The sequence below is a fragment of the Methylobacterium platani genome, assembly GCF_001653715.1.
Taxonomy (GTDB): Bacteria; Pseudomonadota; Alphaproteobacteria; order Rhizobiales; family Beijerinckiaceae; genus Methylobacterium; species Methylobacterium platani.
Genome location: NZ_LWHQ01000038.1, coordinates 74,672 through 93,129, shown reverse-complemented (window position 1 = coordinate 93,129; position 18,458 = coordinate 74,672). Strand labels below are relative to the sequence as shown.

General features: G+C 69.8%; 21 protein-coding genes and 1 tRNA gene. 9 read left to right on the top strand and 13 right to left on the bottom strand.

The genetic code is table 11. The features are described 5' to 3' along the window. Positions 1 to 9: 9 nt before the first annotated feature. Genes A5481_RS35325 through A5481_RS19035 form a run of 5 tightly spaced genes read right to left on the bottom strand, consistent with a single transcriptional unit; the run spans position 10 to position 5,955 of the window. Positions 10 to 2,808: a PAS domain S-box protein gene (locus tag A5481_RS35325; protein WP_053082197.1), complete on the bottom strand. Its 2,799-nt coding sequence runs from the start codon at positions 2,806 to 2,808 to the stop codon at positions 10 to 12. Continuing rightward, positions 2,795 to 3,232, bottom strand: a complete 438-nt coding sequence (locus tag A5481_RS35320; RefSeq protein ID WP_245238555.1) for a ribbon-helix-helix domain-containing protein — start codon at positions 3,230 to 3,232, stop codon at positions 2,795 to 2,797. The genes A5481_RS35325 and A5481_RS35320 overlap by 14 nt, the downstream gene beginning before the upstream one ends. 14 nt (positions 3,233 to 3,246) lie before the next feature. Continuing rightward, on the bottom strand, positions 3,247 to 4,413 hold the full coding sequence (locus A5481_RS19045) for a hybrid sensor histidine kinase/response regulator (RefSeq protein WP_048431750.1): 1,167 nt from the start codon (positions 4,411 to 4,413) through the stop codon (positions 3,247 to 3,249). Between the two features lie 8 nt (positions 4,414 to 4,421). Then, positions 4,422 to 4,847: a response regulator gene (locus tag A5481_RS19040; RefSeq protein ID WP_012322125.1), complete on the bottom strand. Its 426-nt coding sequence runs from the start codon at positions 4,845 to 4,847 to the stop codon at positions 4,422 to 4,424. After that, entirely contained in the window at positions 4,831 to 5,955 is a 1,125-nt protein-coding gene (locus tag A5481_RS19035; protein WP_048431749.1) for a sensor histidine kinase, read from the bottom strand. Before A5481_RS19035 ends, A5481_RS19040 begins: the two co-directional genes overlap by 17 nt. A 378-nt stretch (positions 5,956 to 6,333) precedes the next feature. On the opposite strand from A5481_RS19035, the gene A5481_RS19030 reads away from it, so the two are divergent. Genes A5481_RS19030 through A5481_RS19020 form a run of 3 tightly spaced genes read left to right on the top strand, consistent with a single transcriptional unit; the run spans position 6,334 to position 9,201 of the window. Further along, entirely contained in the window at positions 6,334 to 6,540 is a 207-nt protein-coding gene (locus tag A5481_RS19030; RefSeq protein WP_048431748.1) for a type II toxin-antitoxin system ParD family antitoxin, read from the top strand. Further along, a complete protein-coding gene (locus A5481_RS19025; protein ID WP_245238553.1) occupies positions 6,527 to 8,656 on the top strand; it encodes an ATP-binding protein in 2,130 nt (709 codons plus the stop codon). The genes A5481_RS19030 and A5481_RS19025 overlap by 14 nt, the downstream gene beginning before the upstream one ends. Further along, positions 8,653 to 9,201, top strand: coding sequence for a GAF domain-containing protein (locus tag A5481_RS19020; RefSeq protein ID WP_048431747.1), 549 nt, complete (start codon positions 8,653 to 8,655; stop codon positions 9,199 to 9,201). Before A5481_RS19025 ends, A5481_RS19020 begins: the two co-directional genes overlap by 4 nt. A 611-nt stretch (positions 9,202 to 9,812) precedes the next feature. Here A5481_RS19020 and A5481_RS19015 read toward each other — a convergent pair. The 6 genes from A5481_RS19015 to A5481_RS18990 form a co-directional block, all read right to left on the bottom strand. Then, positions 9,813 to 10,274 (bottom strand): hypothetical protein, encoded by a 462-nt coding sequence (locus tag A5481_RS19015; protein WP_048431746.1) that lies wholly within the window; start codon positions 10,272 to 10,274, stop codon positions 9,813 to 9,815. Then, positions 10,271 to 10,648 carry a hypothetical protein gene (locus tag A5481_RS19010; RefSeq protein WP_048431745.1) on the bottom strand — a complete coding sequence of 126 codons (378 nt, stop codon included), beginning with the start codon at positions 10,646 to 10,648 and terminating at the stop codon, positions 10,271 to 10,273. The genes A5481_RS19015 and A5481_RS19010 overlap by 4 nt, the downstream gene beginning before the upstream one ends. Before the next feature lie 138 nt (positions 10,649 to 10,786). Next, positions 10,787 to 11,272: a hypothetical protein gene (locus tag A5481_RS19005; protein WP_048431744.1), complete on the bottom strand. Its 486-nt coding sequence runs from the start codon at positions 11,270 to 11,272 to the stop codon at positions 10,787 to 10,789. A gap of 28 nt (positions 11,273 to 11,300) precedes the next feature. Next, positions 11,301 to 11,543 carry a hypothetical protein gene (locus A5481_RS33700; protein WP_048431743.1) on the bottom strand — a complete coding sequence of 81 codons (243 nt, stop codon included), beginning with the start codon at positions 11,541 to 11,543 and terminating at the stop codon, positions 11,301 to 11,303. Between the two features lie 10 nt (positions 11,544 to 11,553). Next, on the bottom strand, positions 11,554 to 13,206 hold the full coding sequence (locus A5481_RS18995) for an AAA family ATPase (RefSeq protein WP_048431742.1): 1,653 nt from the start codon (positions 13,204 to 13,206) through the stop codon (positions 11,554 to 11,556). 86 nt (positions 13,207 to 13,292) lie between these two features. Then, on the bottom strand, positions 13,293 to 13,829 hold the full coding sequence (locus tag A5481_RS18990; RefSeq protein ID WP_156311684.1) for a hypothetical protein: 537 nt from the start codon (positions 13,827 to 13,829) through the stop codon (positions 13,293 to 13,295). A 334-nt stretch (positions 13,830 to 14,163) separates the two neighbouring features. Between A5481_RS18990 and A5481_RS18985 the strand changes: the two genes are divergently transcribed. Genes A5481_RS18985 through A5481_RS18960 form a run of 6 tightly spaced genes read left to right on the top strand, consistent with a single transcriptional unit; the run spans position 14,164 to position 16,353 of the window. Beyond that, a complete protein-coding gene (locus A5481_RS18985; protein ID WP_156311683.1) occupies positions 14,164 to 14,556 on the top strand; it encodes a hypothetical protein in 393 nt (130 codons plus the stop codon). 4 nt (positions 14,557 to 14,560) lie between these two features. After that, positions 14,561 to 15,106 carry a hypothetical protein gene (locus tag A5481_RS18980; RefSeq protein WP_048431739.1) on the top strand — a complete coding sequence of 182 codons (546 nt, stop codon included), beginning with the start codon at positions 14,561 to 14,563 and terminating at the stop codon, positions 15,104 to 15,106. Next, on the top strand, positions 15,103 to 15,693 hold the full coding sequence (locus A5481_RS18975; protein ID WP_156311682.1) for a hypothetical protein: 591 nt from the start codon (positions 15,103 to 15,105) through the stop codon (positions 15,691 to 15,693). Before A5481_RS18980 ends, A5481_RS18975 begins: the two co-directional genes overlap by 4 nt. 8 nt (positions 15,694 to 15,701) lie before the next feature. After that, positions 15,702 to 15,917, top strand: coding sequence for a hypothetical protein (locus A5481_RS18970; RefSeq protein ID WP_048431737.1), 216 nt, complete (start codon positions 15,702 to 15,704; stop codon positions 15,915 to 15,917). Beyond that, entirely contained in the window at positions 15,914 to 16,150 is a 237-nt protein-coding gene (locus tag A5481_RS18965; RefSeq protein WP_048431736.1) for a hypothetical protein, read from the top strand. The genes A5481_RS18970 and A5481_RS18965 overlap by 4 nt, the downstream gene beginning before the upstream one ends. Next, positions 16,147 to 16,353, top strand: coding sequence for a hypothetical protein (locus A5481_RS18960; protein ID WP_048431735.1), 207 nt, complete (start codon positions 16,147 to 16,149; stop codon positions 16,351 to 16,353). The genes A5481_RS18965 and A5481_RS18960 overlap by 4 nt, the downstream gene beginning before the upstream one ends. Positions 16,354 to 16,819: 466 nt before the next feature. Here the strand turns inward: A5481_RS18960 and A5481_RS18955 are convergent. Together A5481_RS18955 and A5481_RS18950 are read right to left on the bottom strand one after the other, a co-directional pair. Then, positions 16,820 to 16,893: transfer RNA gene (locus tag A5481_RS18955), tRNA-Gly, on the bottom strand. An 83-nt stretch (positions 16,894 to 16,976) separates the two neighbouring features. Then, a complete protein-coding gene (locus A5481_RS18950; protein ID WP_048431734.1) occupies positions 16,977 to 18,455 on the bottom strand; it encodes a M48 family metalloprotease in 1,479 nt (492 codons plus the stop codon). Positions 18,456 to 18,458 lie beyond the last annotated feature (3 nt).

The following is an 18,458-nucleotide window of genomic DNA, read 5'->3' as shown; positions in this document are numbered from 1 at the left end:
CAATGGACCTCACGCTCCGGCCGGCGTCGAATACCTCCGGCCGCAGAGCCTGGCGCCGGGCGAAGGCGAGGAGGGCCCGGTGAGCTTGGCTGCCCGGTCGACGGTATCGGAGATCGCGGCGATGTAGCGGACCCGCCGGTCCTCCGTCAGGTCCGGCCGCTTGAGCAGGTCGGTCGACGACTTGATGACGGTGAGCAGGTTGTTGAAATCGTGCGCGACGCCCCCGGTTAACTGTCCGACCGCCTCCAGCTTCTGCGATTGCCGCAACGCCTCCTCGACCTGGAGCAGGGTCTCGGCGCGCTCCTTCTCCAGCGTCACGTCGCGGGATACGCAGTAGAGTAGTCCCTCGACCGGCACGGCGGTCCAGGACAGCGTACGGTAGCTGCCGTCTCGGGCGCGAAAGCGATTCTCGAACGCGAGCGTCAGGCCGCCGGCGGCGAGGTGCGCGACTTCGGCCCGGGTCCTCTCGCGGTCGTCCGGGTGTTCGAGCCACTCCGAGGTCTTGCCGACGATGTCATGATAGTCCCATCCCAGGATGCGGTGCCAAGCCGGGTTGATGCTCACCCAGACACCGTTCGCGTCGGCGACCCCGAGCATGTCGCGGCTCACGTGCCAGATTCGGTCGCGCTCATAGGTGCGCTCGGCGACCTGGGCCGCCAGCGTCTCGTTGAGGGCGCGCAGGTCCGCGGCGACGCGGTCGCGCTCGGCCTCCACCGCACGCCGGTCCTCCACGTCGAGGAGAACCCCTGGGAAGCTCATCGGCGTTCCGTCGGCGGCATGCTCGACCCGGCCGTTCGCCTCGATCCAGTAGTAGCGTCCATCGGCGCGGCGCACGCGATACTGGGGGGCGTAGGGCCCCCCGCGCGCGATGGCGACGTTCATGGCTTCGGCCAATCCGGCCTGATCGTCGGGATGGACGGTCTCGACGATCCGGGCGAGCGGGATGCCTTCCCTGCCGAGCGCGGGGTCGAGGCCGAAGGCGCAGGCGCAGGCGCAGGCGCAGGCGAACGCCGCATCGACCGTGAAACGGTCGTTGGGAAGGTCCCAGAGCCAGGTGCCGATGATCGCGCCGGCCGCGAGGGCCAACTGGACGCGCTGCACGTTCTCACGCGCCAGCGCCTCGCTCGCGCGCAGGGCCGCCTCCGCCTCCTTGCGGGCGGTGACGTCGGTGAACAGCACCGCGACCTCCCTGCGGCTGGCCGGCTCGACGCGATGCGCGGCGACCTCCAGGTGACGGCCGTTCGGCGCGAACTGGCGCTGGAACCGGACGGGCTCACCGGTGCGCAGCACGTCGCCGTAGATCCCGAGCCAGCCCTCGGCTCCCTCGTCGGGGATAATGTCGCGCAACGTCCGCCCTACCGCGTCGTCGATTCCGAGATGGTGCGCGAAGGCGCGATTGGCCTCGACATGCACGTAGTCGCTGAGGGGTCCGCGAGGCCCGTCCAGGAATCGGATGACGCAGAAGCCTTCGCCGATGCTGTCGAACAGGGTCCGGTAGCGTTTCTCGCTGACCGCGAGCGCGTCGCGGGCCTTGCGCTGCTCGGTGACGTCGCGTGCCACTCCGGAGAACCGGACCGGTCGGCCGGACGGGTCGTGGTCGATCTCGCCCTTGCGGGCGATCCACCGCAGCTCGCCGGTGTCGGGACGACGGATGCGGTATTCGACGTCCCGGGGCGGACCGCCCTCCCGACGGCTCTCCGCCGTCGAGACAAGGTGTGCGTCCTCGGGGATCACCAGTCCCTCGAACGCCGTCGCGGGGTAGCTCGCCTGCTCGGGGAGCCCGTAGAGGCGGCAGAACTCCGGGGTCGGCGTGAGGACGTTGTCGGCCATGTCGACGGTGAACAGGCCGACGCCGCCGGCCGCCTGCGCCTGTCGCAGCCGCGCCTCGGACTCCGCGAGCGCCTGTCCGGCCAGGTGCTGATCGGTGCGGTCGCGCAGGATCTTGAGGTAACCGACGAGCCCGCCGTCCTCCGCGTGCAACGGCATCATCTCGCCCGCGGCGAAGAACCGAGAGCCGTCCTTGCGCAGGTGCCAGCGTTCGTCGTTCCCGCGACCCTTCTCCCTGGCGCCCCGCATCTCGTCCTCGGGGATGCCCGCGGCGACGTCCTCCTCGGTGAAGAAGACGTGGGCCGGCCGGCCGCGCATCTCGGCTTCCGACCAGCCGAGGATGACCTCGGCGCCGGCGCTCCAGCCGGTCACGCGGGCGTCCAAGTCCAACGTCACCATCGCGTAGTCGATGGCGCTGTCGAGGATCTGCCGGTGGCGGGTCTCGTTCTCGCGAACCCGGCGCAGGGCGTTGTCGCGCACGGCCGCTGACCGCCGCAGCTCCATCTGCGCCATGACCTGCCGGGCCAAGGCCTGGAGGGAATCGGCCTGCTCAGGCGTCAGTCCCTCGGGCCGGGGCGTCCCGTCGATCACGCACAGGGTGCCGAGCGGCATGCCGTCGGGGGTCTCCAGGCGGGCGCCGGCATAGAACCTGAGCCGGGGCTCTCCCGTAACCAGGGGGTTGTCCCACGTGCGCGGGTCCTCGGTCAGGTCGGAGATGACCAGCAGGCCCGGCTGTCGGAGGGCATGCGCGCAGACCGATTGCGACAGCGGGGTCTCGCACGGGTCGAAGCCGACGCGGGCCTTGAACCACTGGCGGTCCCCGGCGACGAGGCTGACCAGGGCGACCGGCGTGCCGCAGATGCGGGACGCAAGCAGCACGATGTCGTCGAAACCCTGCTCGGCCGGCGTGTCGAGGATGCCGTATCCGTCGAGGGCGGCAAGCCGGGCCGGATCGCGGGCGGCCTGCTCAGGCGCGGTCACGGGCAGCCTCGGGATTGGCGGCTCCGCGGAATGCTCTCGCCTCGTCGCGCTCGATCAGCAGGCGCAGCGCCGTCCTAACGACCTCGCTGATGCAGGTGTACTCGCCCTTGGCGACCTGGGCCTCGACATAGGCGATCAGCGGTTCGGTCAGGGCGATGTGTCGAGAATGCTTGGCGGCCATCCTGGAGCCTTTAACAGCTCGACTTTCGGGTGTCGCACTCGCGACACCCGCCTCACAACGACGTGCACGGGCACGATGTCGCGTCGGTGCCGAGACCGTCATGGAACGGATTTCGAGAAACTCGATTTCTCCGGGCTCACCGGCCAGCCGCTTTACCTTGCTTGGGATGGCGACGACCACGCACCGGCAACGGGACACCCCTGCACCGGCGGCGAAACCATGAAACTCGACTTGCGAGGCCATGCCTGATCGGACCGTCAGGATGCCGTGGCGGTCGATACGAGGTGCGCGGTGCGGGATACGGGCAGCCGGAACAGGAAGGTCGTCCCCCGGTCTATGGCACTCCTGACTTCGAGCACGCCGCCCTGGCGCTCGACGAGGTCCCGGCACAGCAGCAGGCCCAGGCCGCTCCCGCGCTCGCCCGCCGTCCCGTTCGTCGTCGTCCGCCGGTCTAGCCTGAACAGGTCGTCCACCCTGCCCGGCGGCATGCCGACGCCGGTATCCGCGACGGAGATCTCGACCGCGTCGCCCTCACGCCGGGCGGCGACCCTGATGGTGCCGCCGGGCAGCGTGAACTTGATCGCGTTGCTGACGAGGTTGCGCAACACCGTGGCGAGCATGTCCCGCTGCGCACGCACCACCGTGCGGTCGCAGGACGCTTCCAAGCTCAGGCCCTTGTCCGAGGCGGCCTCGGCGGCTCCCTTCAGGACGTCTCCGGCCAGGATGCCGAGGTCGACGTCGGTGAGGGTGACCGCCAACGTGTCCATCTGCAGGCTCGCCCAGGAGAACAGGCTCTCCAGCAGGGCGTAGGCCTGCGTCGCCGCCTCGTGGATTCCCTTGGCGCGGCGCTCGATGGAGGCGGGGTCGCGCGCCGCGACGGCCTTTCCTAGCACTTCCGACAGGCCGAGCAGCGCCTGGAACGGGTTGCGCAGGTCGTGGGCGATGATCGAGAACAGCAGCGATTTCTGCCGGTTCAGCGTGTCGAGTTCGAGCGACTTCGCCTCCGCCTCGCGACGGGCTTCGGCGAGTTCCGCCTGGAAGGCGCGCCGTGCCTCGGCGAAGCGGATCGCCCGCGCCAGGCCGGAAGGCGTGACCTCGGCCTTGTCGATGTAGTCCAGCGCGCCGGTCCGCATCAGCCGCGTCGCCAGGTCCGGGTCGACCTCGCCGGTCAGCATCAGCACCGCCCGCGCCTCGCCCTCGGCCGCCAGCAGGGTCTTCAGGAGCGCGAACGTGTCGATGCCCGGCAGGCGATAGTCGAGCAGGATGCAGTCGAACGTTTCCTCGGAGGCGAGGCGCTCGCCATCCTCGCCTCCGGCCGCCTCCGTCAGGGTGTGGGCGAGGCCGGACTTGGCGAGCGCCCGCCGCACGGCCGCGCGGTCGACCGCGTCGTCGTCGATCAGCAGGATGCGGGTCGGGTTCGTCACGATGGGGACTATGCAGGAAACTCGACCACCTTCCAGTAGTGCTCCAGGAGTGCCACCGCTTCCATGAAGGTGTTGGCCGGGTCGCGCTTGACGATGTAGCCAGCGACGTTGTGGCCGTAGGCCCGCATCCTGTCCTCGTCGGCCTTCGACGTGGTGATCATGAACACCACCGCCGAACGCAGGTCCTGGTCGGCGCGGATCGCCTCCAGGAACTCGATGCCGTTCATGCGCGGCATGTTCAGGTCGAGCAAGATCAGGTGAGGCCTCGGCAACTTGGCATGCCCGTTCTCGCCGCGCAGGATCTCCAGGGCCTCGACGCCGTCACGGGCGACCGTGATCGGGTTGCCGATCTTGCTCTTCTTGAAAGCGCGCTTGAGCCCCTGAACGTCGACCTCGTCGTCGTCGACCAGCAGGATGTTAACCGTCGAGCCCATCCGCGTGTCCCTTCCGGCCGTCGCGCGGCCACGTGAAATGCACCGCCAAGCCGCGCCCGTCGGGCCCGTCGGAGAGCCAGACCTTGCCGCCCTGGCGGTCGACCAACTTGCGCACGATGGCTAGCCCCATGCCGCTGCCCTCGACCTCGTCGCGGGGCTTGAGCGTCTGGAACATGCCGAAGACACGCTCGCGGAACTGCTCGGGGATGCCCGGCCCGTCGTCGGTCACGACGAACTCGACCGCGTCCCCCGCAGGCTTGGCCTCGACCCGGATATGCCCCTCGGCCGGCCGGTCGTGATGCTTGATGGCGTTGCCGATCAGGTTCTGCAAGGCCTGGGTCAGCGGGGCCCGGGCCGCCCGCAACGTTGGCAAGGAAGCGTCGGCCGCGATGGCGAAGCCTTTCGGAGGGCTGACCAGGACGGCGAGTTCCTCGACGAGCGCCTTCGTGTCGACCATGTCCGTCGCCGCGTCGGCACGTCCCGCCCTGGAGTAGGCCAGGAGGTCGTCGAGCAGGCTGTCGAGCCGCCGTACTCGGCTCTTGAGCAACTCCATGTTGGTCTGGACGTCACCGGTCAGCGAACCCTCCAGGTCCTCCTCGATCCAACCGACGAGGTTCTCGATGCCGCGCAGCGGCGCCTTGAGGTCGTGCGAGGCGACGTAGGCGAACTGCTCCAGTTCCTCGTTGGAGCGGCGCAGGTCGATGGCGTGGCGGGCGAGCCGGCGCTCCAGTCCCTTGCGCTCGGTGATGTCGGTGTTGGTCCCGAACCAGCGCAGGATGGCCCCGTCCGGCCCGCGATGGGGTTGTGCCAGCGACAGGAACCAGCGGTACTCGCCGTCGGCGCCCCGGAGCGGGAAGGTGTCCTTCCACGGCTCGCCGGTCCGGAACGCCTCGCTGATACGCTCCACGACGCGCTCGACGTGATCGGGGTGGTGGACGTCGCGCCAGCCCCAGCCGAACATCTGCTCGATGGTGGTGCCGGTGTAGTCGTACCAGCGCTGGTTGTACCAGATGATGTCGCCGTTCGGCTCGGCGACCCAGGCCATCTGGGGCAGGGCGTCGGCGAGGGCGCGGAAGTCGTCCGTGGTGAGGTTCGCGGCTCGCTCCACGCGAGGGGCTCCCAGTCTTGCAGTCGAAGCTACGGCGATAGGCGCATACACCCAGGCCGAGGCTACGTCATCGATGCATGGGGTCCCAACATCGACACGTGGCTTTCGCTTGGGAATCCCGCCATCGGACGGGCGCCACCCCGAGGGTAAGAACCGACGGGTAACGTGACCACCCGAGCGTTACCGATGACCCGTCGACAGCCGGGGGCGATCCATAGGAGCGAACATCGTATCCGTCCCGCGCCCGACCCAACTCGGACGCTCGTGTCGGCGCGTTGCAACATCCGCTCCTGCGGGGAAGTGGACGGTGTAAGGACCGCAACCGGATCACGCATCTGTCACGTGTAAGACAGTGTGTGGACATGCTACCGATCAAGCATGGCCGTGCGCGAAACCATCACCATCTCCGTGCCCCCGGAACTACGAATGTTCCTGCAAGGGTGCGTCGCCACCGGGCGCTACACGAGCATCAGCGAGGTCGTGCGGGCCGCCCTGCGCGAGTTCGAGCGCGCCGAGATGGATAAGGCCCCGAACGCGCAGCAAGCGATAGCGCAGCGGACCTCTCCCCCTCATGATCGAGCCTGATCCGATGTCAGGTAGCCGCGACTTCCTTGCCGGGGCGGGCGAGATGGCGACGCTGATGCGCGCCTACGACTGGACCACGACGCCGCTCGGCGAGCCCGAGGGTTGGCCCTCAGGCCTGCGCACGGCAGTGCGCCTGCTCCTCAACAGCCATCACCCCATGCACATCTTCTGGGGGCCGGAGGCGACATTCTTCTACAACGACGCCTTCGTGCCCTCGGCGGGACCGGAACGCCATCCTTCCGCGCTTGGCCGCCCGGCATCCGCAAGCTGGGGTGAAATCTGGCCGGTGATCGGCTCCGAGGTCGCCAAGGTCCGCAACGGGGGCGGGCATACGTGGTACGAGGACCAGCACGTCCCGATCATGCGGCACGGCCGTCTTGAGGATGCGTATTGGACCTACGGGTTCAGTCCCATCGACGACGATAGCGCGCCCCACGGCATCGGCGGGGTCATCTCGATCCTCACCGAAACGACCAAGCGCAAGGCGCTGGAGGACAGCCTTCGCGCGAGCGACCTGCGCCACCGACAACTGTTGCAACAGATGCCCGGCTTCGTGGCAGTGCTGACCGGTCCCACGCACGTCTACGAATATGTCAACGAAGCCTACGTGACGATAGCGGGTCAGCGCAGCTTCTTGGAGCGCGGTATACGCGACGTGTTCCCGGACATCGAGGGACAAGGCTTCTTCGAGTTGCTCGATGGGGTCTACGAGACCGGCGAGCCGTTCTTAGCCAGAGGTATGCCAATCCGCCTCGGGGGTGAGGTCGAAGACCGCTTCATCGATCTTCTGTATCACCCGATCCGCAACGACGACGGCGTGTTCACCGGCATCTTCGTCGGCGGCTACGATGTCACCGTACAGAACCGCGCAACGGTCGCGTTGCGCGAACTCAACGAGACACTCGAACAACGGGTAGCCGAGCGGTCGGCCGTACTGTCAGAGACCGAGGAGAGGCTGCGCCAGTCCCAGAAGATGGAGGCGATCGGCCAACTGACCGGCGGCGTCGCGCACGATTTCAACAACCTGCTGACGATCATCCGCTCGTCGGTGGACTTCCTGCGCCGTCCGGAGCTGCCGGAGGCGCGCAAGGTGCGCTACCTCGACGCCGTCTCCGAAACCGTTGATCGGGCCGCCAAGCTCACCGGCCAGCTCCTCGCCTTTGCACGCCGCCAGTCGCTCAAGCCCGAGATCTTCGATGTCGGCAGCAAGCTGCGCGGGATCGCGGACATGCTCGACACCGTGACCGGCGCGCGGGTGCATGTGACTGTGGACGTGCCTGACGAACCCTGCTTCGCGCGTGCCGATGTGAGCCAGTTCGAGACCGCGCTGGTCAACATGGCGGTCAACGCCCGTGACGCGATGGACGGTGAGGGCCGCTTGGCCCTGCGCCTCGCCTGCGGGAAGGAGATGCCACAGATCCGTGGGCATGCGGCGTCCCCGGCCGCCTTTGTGGTGCTGTCGGTCACCGATACCGGCAGCGGTATCGCGCCCGAACAGCTCGCCCGCATCTTCGAGCCATTCTTCACGACCAAGGAGGTTGGCAAGGGCACCGGCCTCGGCCTGTCCCAGGTGTTCGGGTTCGCCAAACAGTCCGGCGGCGACGTGAACGTGAGCAGCGTCCTTGGGGAGGGCACGACCTTCACGCTCTACCTGCCCGAGGAGACGATGGCACCGGCCAGCACGGCGAGTGGCGATGCCGATGTGCTCGGGTCCCCCGTAGGCGCAGGGCAGCGCGTGCTGGTGGTGGAGGACAACATTGAGGTCGGCCGGTTCTGCACCCAGATCCTACAGGACCTTGGTTACGTCACCGAGTGGGCCGCCAACGCCGAGGAGGCGCTCGATCGCCTCGGTGTGGACGGCGGCGGATTCGACGTGGTGTTCTCCGACGTGGTGATGCCCGGCATGGGCGGCGTCGCCCTGGCCGAAATTCTGCGCGAGCGGCTGCCTGCCCTGCCGGTGGTGCTGGCGTCAGGCTACAGCCACGTGCTCGCCCGCAGGGACGACCATGGGTTCGAGCTGCTGCACAAGCCCTACTCGGCCGAACAGCTCGCCCGCATTTTGCAACGGGTCGTCGTGAAACCTTCAGCTGCTTGTGTGCGTCTCCAAGCTCGATGATCGACCGCTTTCTTCCGCCCCACCCAGTGTCCAATGCCGACCGCCTGGCGGCCCTCGATGCTTACGGAATTCTCGGTACAGCCCCGGAACGGACGTTCGACGGGATCGTGCTGTTGGCACGCCAGATTTGCGCCGCCCCCGCTGCGCTGATCAGCTTCGTGGCCGAGGACCACCAGTGGTTCAAGGCGCGCTCGGGGTTTGCCCCAGGCCAGACGCCGCTAAGCCAATCGGTGTGCGCGCATGCCTTGCACCAGGCTGATCTGCTGGTCATTCCCGACCTGACAGCCGACCCGCGCACGCGCGACAACGGCCTTGTGACAGGCAGACCGCACCTCCGGTTCTACGCAGGGGCACCACTGCGCACGCCGGAGGGCCTGACGCTGGGGACGCTGTGCGTGCTCGATACCTTCCCGCGCCCAAACGGGCTGCCCCAGGAGCAGGCCGAGGGCCTCCATGCGCTTGCCGCCCAGGTGATGGCGCAACTCGAACTGCGCCGCGAGCTAGCTGCGGCCAAGGCGGAGATCGCACGCCTAGTCGCCGCGTGATCTGGGTTACCAAAGGTCATTGCAAAAGTGGCGCTGAACGTCGGTTTCTAGGTGGGGGGCCAACTACTGTTTCTCACTCCGGGCCGAGGTTGCGGGACGGCTGACGAATGGCTGCTTTGGAGTAACTCCGACTGCGCTTCTGGCGCCCGGGTTGAGTCGTAAACGGAACGTCCGCTTCCAGGCAAGGACCCAATGTCTGCTCATGGCGCATTGCTGACGCCTAGTGCCCCCACACCGAGCAGCCGCCTTCCACCCTCAGCAGCCCGTCTCACGGTCAGGCTGATTGAGTTTTGACCCTTGGCGCTCGGCCCGGCCGTCAAGCGCCTCGACGCGGCGCGCGAAAAGCTGCTCGCCCTGCAGGCGCTTGCGCCGTGGTCCTGGGAGGCCGCGGCGCGCTACTGGGGCTGACGCCAGCCGACGAACGGCCTGCCAAGGTTAGCCTGATGCTCAGCGATGCTCACACCGACACGTGGCGTGCGCACGGCGGCCCATCCCGCCACCGCCAGCCCGAGGGCGCACGGCATCCACGTCGTCGCGAGCGACCGTTCCATGGCAGGTCCTCCGCCAGGGATGATCGCGCATCCCCGGCTTAGCGCCAGCGCACGAGGGCCTCAGTCGCCCGACGAGACGTCGCCAGCACCCGTCGGGGGGCACGGCCCGGCCATCGCGACCTCGACGTCCAGGCCGTCCTGGCGGGTCACGCTCCATGTCCGCATCTGGTTCTCGCCGTACCGGCCGCCGCCCAGGGGCGACCACGTCCCCGTGAAGCTGGTCCGGTCGCGGTAGGCGGTCCCCGGCGCCTGCAGCAAGATCCGCTCCCGTCCGGTCCGGACGTCTACGGTCCCGCACGTCACCGTCGTCGTCCAGCCGTCCCGGCCGGCGGGGGAGGCGTAGATCCGCGCGAATCCCGCGCGGCCGCCCTCGGTCGGGCCGCGCACCGACATTAAGAAGCGGTCGTCGTGCTGGGGGAAGGGCGGCGGCTCGGGCGCGGGCTGGGCCTGGCGGGCGGCCTCGACCGGCACGGTGGCGGCGAGCAGGACGGCGGCGAGGGCGAGGAAACGGGCAGCGGTCATTGGCATGTCTCCGTGGAAGGGATGGGGGCGAGGGCCCAGGCGGTGCCGTCCGGCTCGAACCAGACGGCGGCGGCGCCGGTGACGATCTCGTTCGTGTCGCGGCGCCGGAAGCCCGGCTCGGTCGGGCGGTACCCGATGCGGATGGCGTCGGCCGGCCGCGGGGCGTCGGCCAGGGTCCCGACGATGGTCGCCACGACCTCGCGACGCGCCGCCGCCTGGCAGCGGAGCCGGCCCGCCTCGCTCGCGCGCATGACGCACCCGGCGAGCGCCAAGGACGGGCGGCGGTCGACGACGATGCCGCCGCGGCGGATGGACCAGACGTAACGGTTCCTGTTCCAAAAAACGTGCACGGGTGACGGGTTCTCGGTGGTCATGGCGGGCGTTCCGGGAGGATGACGACAGCGGCGCGGGGGGACGCGCCGGGGACGGGCATGCCGGCCTGGCCGGATCTGGCGCCGAGGGGCGCCGTCGGGGTGGGCCGCGGTATTCGCGCGGCCGGGGTGGCTATGGCGTCAGGCGGCATCGGCGCCCTCGGGCTCGTCGAACTCGACGTAATTCGGTTCGTCCATGAGACGCTCGTGCTCAGCCCTTTGGAAATCGTGGTCCCGGTCCTTGTAGTGCAGCCACTGAGGCGGCTCGGGCGGCCTCGGCGGCTCCCGGACCGCGTCGTCCCAGGACACGACCGCTTGGATGCCCCCCCAATCGACGAGCGGCAGCGGCGTCCTGCCCATTGCCTCGAACTCAGCCTTGGCGATTTCGAGCGTTGCCTGGGCCGGCGGGATCACGCCCCTGATCGCGAGTTCGAGCGCCTGGGACGCCCGGGACCGGTGCGCCGGCCCCATGATGGGGCAGATCGATCCAGCCTTGACCGCGTCATTGATGCGGCGCGCTGCGGCGGTCTGGGCGGCATAGACCGCCCGCAGGGCCTGCACGTCGTCCGCCGAGACGTCCGGCTTCCGCTTCTCAGAGGAACGATTGGTGTTGGCTGGTTCGGTCATCGTGGTCTCCTTCGGGTGGGATGGGGGGTCAGTGGCAGGCCGGGTCGTGGTGCGATCCGGTCCGCAGAAGGGAGCGGGCGAGGCGGCCCGCGTCGGCGGCGACCGCCTTTGCGTCGAGCTCGCCGGAGGCCACGCGGGCCATCATGTCGGCGACGACGCGGACGCCGTCGGCGAGGAGGGCGTCGTCGCCGGCGCGGGAGAGCGCCGAGACGAGCAGCAGGTTGCTGACGCGGAGCTGGCCCGCGTCGCTGGGAGGCTGGAGGAGCGTCACGGAGATGCCCTCAGTGGCGGGGCATCGCCGCGGGGCCGCTTTCACGCGCCCGGAGAACCGCCTCCACCAAGCGGCGCAGGCGGCGGATCGAGCCTCCCCGCCAGGCGTCGGCCAGGGCGGCGAACTCGATGTCCTCCAGCCAGCCGAACCCGATGTCCTGGCCCGCCTGGCGGCATGTCTCGAACGCCAGGATCTGCGCCAAATGGTGCAGGTGCTCCGGACCGGGCTCGTTGACCTTCACGACGGTCATGCGGTCGACGAGACTGCTCGGCAGGCCGTCGAGGCTGTTCGCCGTGCACAGGAACACGACGTGGCTCAGGTCGACCTCCGACAGGAGATATGTCGAGCGCCAGGCGCGCGCCGTCTCGACTTCGAACCAGCCGTGCAGCAGGTCGAGGGGGTCCCCACCGTTGCTCCGACGTCCGCCGGCACTTTTCTCCAACTCGTCCAGGAGGGCCATTCCGCTCGCCTTGCCCTCGCCCGCCAGAAGGCGCTCGACGAAAGACGGGTGCCTGGTCTGCCAGCGGATGCTGGTGCCTCCCATGGCGTTGTCGCTGGTGGCCTCGCAGTTGATCCGCGCGAACGGAAGCTTGGAGACTTGGGCGATGCGGCGGGCGTGGTACGTCTTGCCAGACCCCGGCGCCCCGACCGCGCAGATCACGGCATGCCCCCAGTGCGTGCGATTACCCTGGGAAAGGCGCACTGCCCGGGTGAGCGGCGCGAGCCACGGGGACTCGGTGTTGACCGCGTTCTCCCAGTAGTCCCAGTTCTCCGGGACCGGGATGAGCGACAGACGGGCCCCGAGGGCCTTGCCGAGGAAGCGCTCGACCTCGCGCCTGTTGTCACCCTTGCCGACGGCCTCGGCGACGTCGGCAGGGAACACGACGACGCCCGGCCCCTGCGGCTCCGGCGCGGCCGCCGGGGCCGGCTTTACGGGGACGGGCTTCGGCGCCGACGGCGTATGGCGCACGATGCCCGCGCGGTCGTCGTCCATCTCCTCAGCGTGCGTGGGACGTTCCGTGGCGCGGCCGCCCTCGTGCTCAAGCCGGGCGAGCGCGTTGCGTCCGACCTGGATCGCCGTCCCGATCACGGGGATGGGCGGCTGCCCGGGACGCCACTCGCCCAGGTCTTCCTGCGTCGCGAGGATGTGCCGGGCGCCGGTGGCGAACGCCTGGTAGCCGGACGCGCACAGGGCGGCGCACGTCTCCGCGGCCTCCGCGAGCCGCACCAGGGCATCGCGGTCGCCGCATCCGGCGAGGCAGACGTCGGCGATCTGCGCGATCTGAACGGTGCCGGTGACGGCCCGCTCGGCGGAGACGTCGAGGATGGACATCGGCTCCGCGTCGAGGCTCTTGGCGAGCAGGGCGGCCGCGGCGCTCAGCGTGGCCACCTGGATGCGCGCCACGGCGAAGTCGCACGTCGACGACAGCAGATGGTCGCGGATCGCGCAGGCGGACCAGAGCATGCCCGCGTAGCGGTCGTCCTCGGCGTCGAGTCCCTCGTCCGGCTCACGCAGGTCGGGCGTCACCGGGCAGAGGAGCGCCAGGAGGGCGATTAGGGGGATGAAGGGGTTGGGGTCGCGGCGGGATGCGGCCGGGGCGTCGCCACGCATGATGGCGTGCGCGCTGAGGCCCTCCGCCCGATCATGGGCATCGGTGTTCATCAGATGGATCTCCGAGCGACCCGCACCGGAAGCGCGCGTCGATACCAAAGGACTACACCGCCAATCCTTTCGAATGCGTTACCGTGTCAATCCTCGTCGGCCTCCGTCCGGCGGCTCGGGAAGACAGGTCCACGCCTCCGAACGTCGAGCAGCGACGCCATGCAGGCGTCGACGTCCCGGCGCACGTCCTCGATGCTCCCCTCCAGGCCTTGGCGCGGCCAGGAGTACCGGTCGACGTAGCGGGCCAGGGCGACGAGGAGGTATCCACGGCTATCCGCGTCGTCGCCCTCGGCCAGGCTGCCCAAGGCGCGCAGAACCTGGGGATGGAGACCCTTCTTCGTGACCCTGCTCGGCGTCACGGCGCGCCGGTCGATCCCGAAAACGTCGCTGAGTGGTACCGTCCATCCGCCCGGCCAGAGCCGCAAGGCGGCTATCTCGATGGCGGGGTAGAGTGCCGCGTTGACGGCGACCGGGTCAGCGGGTTGGGGCTCCCCGTCGCCGATCAGGTACGGACGTCGGTCCGGGTCGTACGCGAGGGCTAGGGTTCCGACGCGCCCGACGACGGTCCAGCCGGCGGGGCGGGACCAGTTCTCCGGGGACAGGTATTCGAGCTTGATCTCCATGCCCCCCGGCATACCACGGGCCTCGGGCGGACGTGGTTAACGGGGTCGCTCAAATGCCTGGCCCTTTTGCTCGATCCACGAGTCAAAGAGGCTCGCCCCCGCCTCTTTGCCTCGTATACGCGACAATCGGAGGCGGCCCGCGCACCCCGCTGTTAACCAATATCCCCTCGGAAACGTCTCCTGTGGGGGACGCCCCCTGAGCGAGGCCGGGATCGAACGTCCTCTGCAGGAGACGTCCCGGGGCGGCCTTCCGCGATCCCGTTAACGCCTGTGGCGCGTCCCCTATGCGAATCCGGGGATCCCCGTACCCTCCCTGATGGGAAGGGACCGGGACATGCTGAAGGACACTGAGCTCGACAGCTTGGCGCGCGCCGTCGCCGCGCTCGACCGCGAGCGTGCCCTTCGCAAGGACGCCGACGAGGGGTTGGAGCTCGTCTGGGCGGAGCTCAATCAGGCGACCGAGGAGCTCGAACGTGAGCGAGCCCGGCACGCCGCGGACGCCGAGGCGCTTCGGGCGGTGATCCACCACCTGCGCCCTGGGGCGGCCATCGTCCGCGTCGACGAGCCGACGACCGGCAGGCACCGCTACGAGCTCTGGACCAACCCCACGCCGAAGCCCGCCTTTGACGCTGCCTTTCTGGCGAGTGTCCGGGGCGTGCCGTGGACCGAGGAGCCCAAGCGCACCCGGGACGCTGACCTGCCTGCGACGGGGACCTTCCATGGATAAGCGCATGACGACCGAGAGCTTCGAGCTCGTGTCGGCCGGCGAGACTTGCTGGAGCCGGGGGCTCGACCCGGACGACCTCATCCTCATCCTGGAGGAGCGCGACGCCGCCGGGGAGAAGGTGGGCGGCACCCGCATCGCGACCTTCCCCAACATGCGCTTCATGGACAGCCTGGCGCCGCGGCTCGCCAAGCTCTGCCAGGGAACCGCGCAGGCCGAGCTCGACAAGGCCGGCGGCGTCCCGCCCCGGGCGCCCGCAACGGGCCCGCAGCCCCATGCCCGCCTCGGCGACGACGTGGTCGTCTGCGACTTCGACTGGCGGAACCCGAAGCTCGCCTGGCCAGGCACCTGGCTGTTCCACGACATCAAGCGCAACCGCCCCCTGTTCCAGGCCCGTAAGCGGGACATCGGCGACGACCCGCCCGTCGAGGTCCTCGTCGCCTTGCTGTTGGCGTTCGCGGCGGGCGAGCGCGCGGGCCGGGAGGATGGCCGGGACGAGGGGCGCGCCGCGCTCGCCGGCGACATGCGGAAGCTGATGGGAGTGGGGGCGTGAGCGTCTTTGACGACATGGACAACCTGGCGCAGGTTCAGGCCCACCTCGCCCATTGGCGGGACCAACTCGCCGACGACCGCCGCAAGGACGACTTCCTGTTCGGCGTGCAGGCCAAGGGCATCATCGCGACCCTGGAGCGGAAGGAGGCAGAGCTCCAGGCGGCGCCGGCGAAGCCGAACTGGCAGAGCGGCCACCAGGGCATCCCGACCGACCGACCGGTGTGGGCGATCTTCTTCGAGAGCGGCAGCGGCGAGGACGAGGACGTCATGCTGCTGCGCGGCGTCTCGGACGAGGACGGCGAGGTGTTCACCGTTCAGCACAAGGGCGACTGGGACCGGTACGGCCACGTCGTCTGCTGGATCGACGTCGAGGAGCGCCCGCCGTTCTCCGTCGAGGCCGTCGACGCCATCGTGGCCGCCCTGGCCAACCAGAGCGGCATCCACTGGGGCTGCGCGGACCACATCGTCGAGGACTGGCTGCATCGCGAGGCCTTGCGGGCGGTCGTCGACGGGAACCGTGACGCCCCGGCCATCGCGGCGGCCGCGCTCAAGTCCCGCGAGATCAGGTTCTCCCGGTACTACGGCTGAGGGGCATCATGACGACCGACTGGAATAGCCAGGTCTTCCGCAACGGGGCGTCCGTGCACATCCGGGTCGAAACCGGGCCGCGCGACGTCACACCATGCGGCGAGTGGACCCGCAAGGACGAGATGCGGGCCGAGGACATGCGGATCGACCGCCTGGCCAGCCGGGTGGTCAGCCTCGACGAGGTCCACGAGACCCCGTGGGGCGGAAGGGGGGCCAAGGCATGACCGGGCGCGAGAAGGCGGCCGCCGACGCGGCCCTGGCGAACCTGCCGACCGGGGGGATGCGCCTCGTCCCCCACCCGTTCTCGTCGCAGATCGTGTCCGCCCCGGCCGCCACGGTCACGCTGCAGGTCGACTGGGGTGCTTCCACACCACCTTCGTTCGACCTGGCGGACCTCGCGCGGGGATGGGTGACGACCCTCGGCGAGGTCCTGGCGGAGCGGAGGGAACAGGCATGACCGAGGCGAGCGCCCCCTACACGATGTTCGGGCAGTGCCACCGGCAGCCCTACACGCAGGACGTCGATGACCTGCACGAGGCCGTCTGCGTCGCGGCCGCGGCCATCGACCTGAACCTCTGGATGCCCCAGGGTGTCCGCGACCGGGACGGCAACGTCGTCATGGGCGAGGACGAGCTCTGGGATCGGGCGATGGACATCTGAAACGAGAGCGGCCCCCGAAAGGGGGCCGTCCGGCCGAGGGCCTCGGGGCGAAGCTCTCGGGGGATACCCTGACCCCTCCCGGGGACCGTGCCCGTAGGGCCCGATGGCGCCGGCTCTCCCACGCCCGTGGTCCGGCTGACGTAAGCGAGAGGGCCCGGGAGCGACCCGAGCCCTCTGTCTGCCCATGCAGCGGGGCGACGCGCCTGACGTGATTGCCACCAGGCATGGGGATCGAACCCATCACGCCGTTTGCGCCGCCAACGGGAGGATCGACCTCGAATCGGCGCGCCGCAAGGGGCGACGGCGCCGGCGTCCGACGTGCTATCCCCAGGCATCGTACGGGCGCAGCAGCCTGGGCGGCGCGTTGTATCGATGTTGTATCGGGGGGTTTCGAGCCTGAAACGCAGCCGAGCCCGGACAGCGCCTAAGCGACTGTCCAGGCTTCAGGAAACGGCGATGGGAAGGATGGAGCGGGTACCGGGAATCGAACCCGGGTATTCAGCTTGGAAGGCTGCTGCTCTACCATTGAGCTACACCCGCGGCGGCTGCCCAGATAGCATGGTCGGTCCGGGTTGAGAAGCGGGGCGGCGGGGCGAAATCGCGTCGGCGACCGCCCCCGCCTCCTACTCGACCACCAGCTTGTAGGGCAGGCCGGCCCGCACGGCGGCGCCCTTGTCGAGCCCGTTGAGGACCTGGAAGCGCTCGAGCGGCCGGTCCACGGCGGTCATGCGCTGGGCCAGGCCCTCGGCGGTGTCGCCGGGCGCGGCGGTGACGATCTGGATGCGCAGGGGCTTGAGGCTGCGCGCCTCCTCGGGCGTCACGAGCGCGATGCTCGACAGCCAGCGCCCGAAGGCGGGCTCCGGATCGGTGGCGCCCTTCGCGGCCATGATCATCCGGAAGGTGTTGGACCCGACCCGCACGGCGGCGAGGCGGAAGAACCACTCCTTGCCCTTCGACACCGCGGTGACGGCGGGAAAGCCGTTCAGCATCCGGTTCTCGAAGCTGCCGGTCTCGATGGCGTCGTTCCAGGTCGCCTTCAGCACCTCCTCGAGGCCCTGGCCGGCATTGGTCTCGACGGCGTCGAACAGCAGGCGGCGGTTGCCGTCCGGCGTGGTGCCGAGCACCGCCCGGGCGGTGTTGTCGAGCCCGAAGCCCTCCGGCGCCTCGAAGGCCACGCCGAGGCGCGGATGGATGAAGCGGCGGCCGCGAATCAGCCCGTCGGCGGGGTTGTCGCCGTAGGCGATGCCGTCGATCGCCGCGAGGTAGCGGTTGCGGTCGTCGGCGCCGAGGCCGGGGGCGCCGATGCGGCGGGCGGCCTGCGTCACCTGGGTGATGCGTTCCGGCGTGCTCGGATGCGTCGCCAGCATGTCGGGCTCGGAGTTCAGTCCGGACCCGGCCCGCAACGCCGTGGTGCGGTTGAGCGCGGTGAGGAAGCGCGCGGCGCCGAACGGGTCGTAGCCGGCGCGCGACAGCGTGCGCACCCCGGTCTGGTCGGCCTCGAATTCCTGGCTGCGCGAGAAGCGGGCGAGGACGAAGCGGGACTGGTCCTGCAGCAGGGCGCCGGTCGCGGGGTCGTTGAGGACGTCGGCCACGACCTTGCTGACGAGCTCGGAGCGCAAGGCCATCTCGGTCCGCGCGCTGGCGTGGCGCAGGGTCACGTGGGCGATCTCGTGCGCCAGCACCGCGGCGAGCTCCGACGTGTCGTCGGCGAGCGCCAGGAGGCCGCGGGTGACGTAGAGCCGGCCGGTCGGCAGCGCGAAGGCGTTCACCACCGGCGAGTCGAGCAGCGTCACCGCGTAGGTCTCGTCCGGCCGCTCGGTCGCCTTCACCAGGCGGTCGGTCACGTCGCTGACCAGCCGCAGGGCCGTCGGCGCCTTGTACTCGCCGCCGAACGACGCCACGAGCTTGGCGTGGTCGGCGTCGTTGGCCGGCCGGTCGCGCCCGGTGGTGCGCGGCGCCTCGGGCGGCACGACGGCCGCCACCGGCGCCAGCGCGCCGGTCTGGTCGGCGGTGCAGGCGGCGAGGGCCAGGGCCAGAACGGCCATGGGCCAGAGGGCCGCCGCGGATCCGGCCGGCCGTGTTCGCGTGAAAAGCCACCCCATGGC

Bases quoted from the DNA above. Each gene is read 5' to 3' on its own strand.
- A5481_RS35320 (WP_245238555.1), bottom strand. From the start codon at position 3,232: ATGGCCTCGCAAGTCGAGTTTCATGGTTTCGCCGCCGGTGCAGGGGTG.
- A5481_RS19040 (WP_012322125.1), bottom strand. From the start codon at position 4,847: ATGGGCTCGACGGTTAACATCCTGCTGGTCGACGACGACGAGGTCGAC.
- A5481_RS19030 (WP_048431748.1), top strand. From the start codon at position 6,334: ATGGCCGTGCGCGAAACCATCACCATCTCCGTGCCCCCGGAACTACGA.
- A5481_RS19025 (WP_245238553.1), top strand. From the start codon at position 6,527: ATGATCGAGCCTGATCCGATGTCAGGTAGCCGCGACTTCCTTGCCGGG.
- A5481_RS19020 (WP_048431747.1), top strand. From the start codon at position 8,653: ATGATCGACCGCTTTCTTCCGCCCCACCCAGTGTCCAATGCCGACCGC.
- A5481_RS19015 (WP_048431746.1), bottom strand. From the start codon at position 10,274: ATGACCGCTGCCCGTTTCCTCGCCCTCGCCGCCGTCCTGCTCGCCGCC.
- A5481_RS19010 (WP_048431745.1), bottom strand. From the start codon at position 10,648: ATGACCACCGAGAACCCGTCACCCGTGCACGTTTTTTGGAACAGGAAC.
- A5481_RS19005 (WP_048431744.1), bottom strand. From the start codon at position 11,272: ATGACCGAACCAGCCAACACCAATCGTTCCTCTGAGAAGCGGAAGCCG.
- A5481_RS18995 (WP_048431742.1), bottom strand. From the start codon at position 13,206: ATGAACACCGATGCCCATGATCGGGCGGAGGGCCTCAGCGCGCACGCC.
- A5481_RS18990 (WP_156311684.1), bottom strand. From the start codon at position 13,829: ATGGAGATCAAGCTCGAATACCTGTCCCCGGAGAACTGGTCCCGCCCC.
- A5481_RS18985 (WP_156311683.1), top strand. From the start codon at position 14,164: ATGCTGAAGGACACTGAGCTCGACAGCTTGGCGCGCGCCGTCGCCGCG.
- A5481_RS18980 (WP_048431739.1), top strand. From the start codon at position 14,561: ATGACGACCGAGAGCTTCGAGCTCGTGTCGGCCGGCGAGACTTGCTGG.
- A5481_RS18970 (WP_048431737.1), top strand. From the start codon at position 15,702: ATGACGACCGACTGGAATAGCCAGGTCTTCCGCAACGGGGCGTCCGTG.
- A5481_RS18965 (WP_048431736.1), top strand. From the start codon at position 15,914: ATGACCGGGCGCGAGAAGGCGGCCGCCGACGCGGCCCTGGCGAACCTG.
- A5481_RS18960 (WP_048431735.1), top strand. From the start codon at position 16,147: ATGACCGAGGCGAGCGCCCCCTACACGATGTTCGGGCAGTGCCACCGG.
- A5481_RS18950 (WP_048431734.1), bottom strand. From the start codon at position 18,455: ATGGGGTGGCTTTTCACGCGAACACGGCCGGCCGGATCCGCGGCGGCC.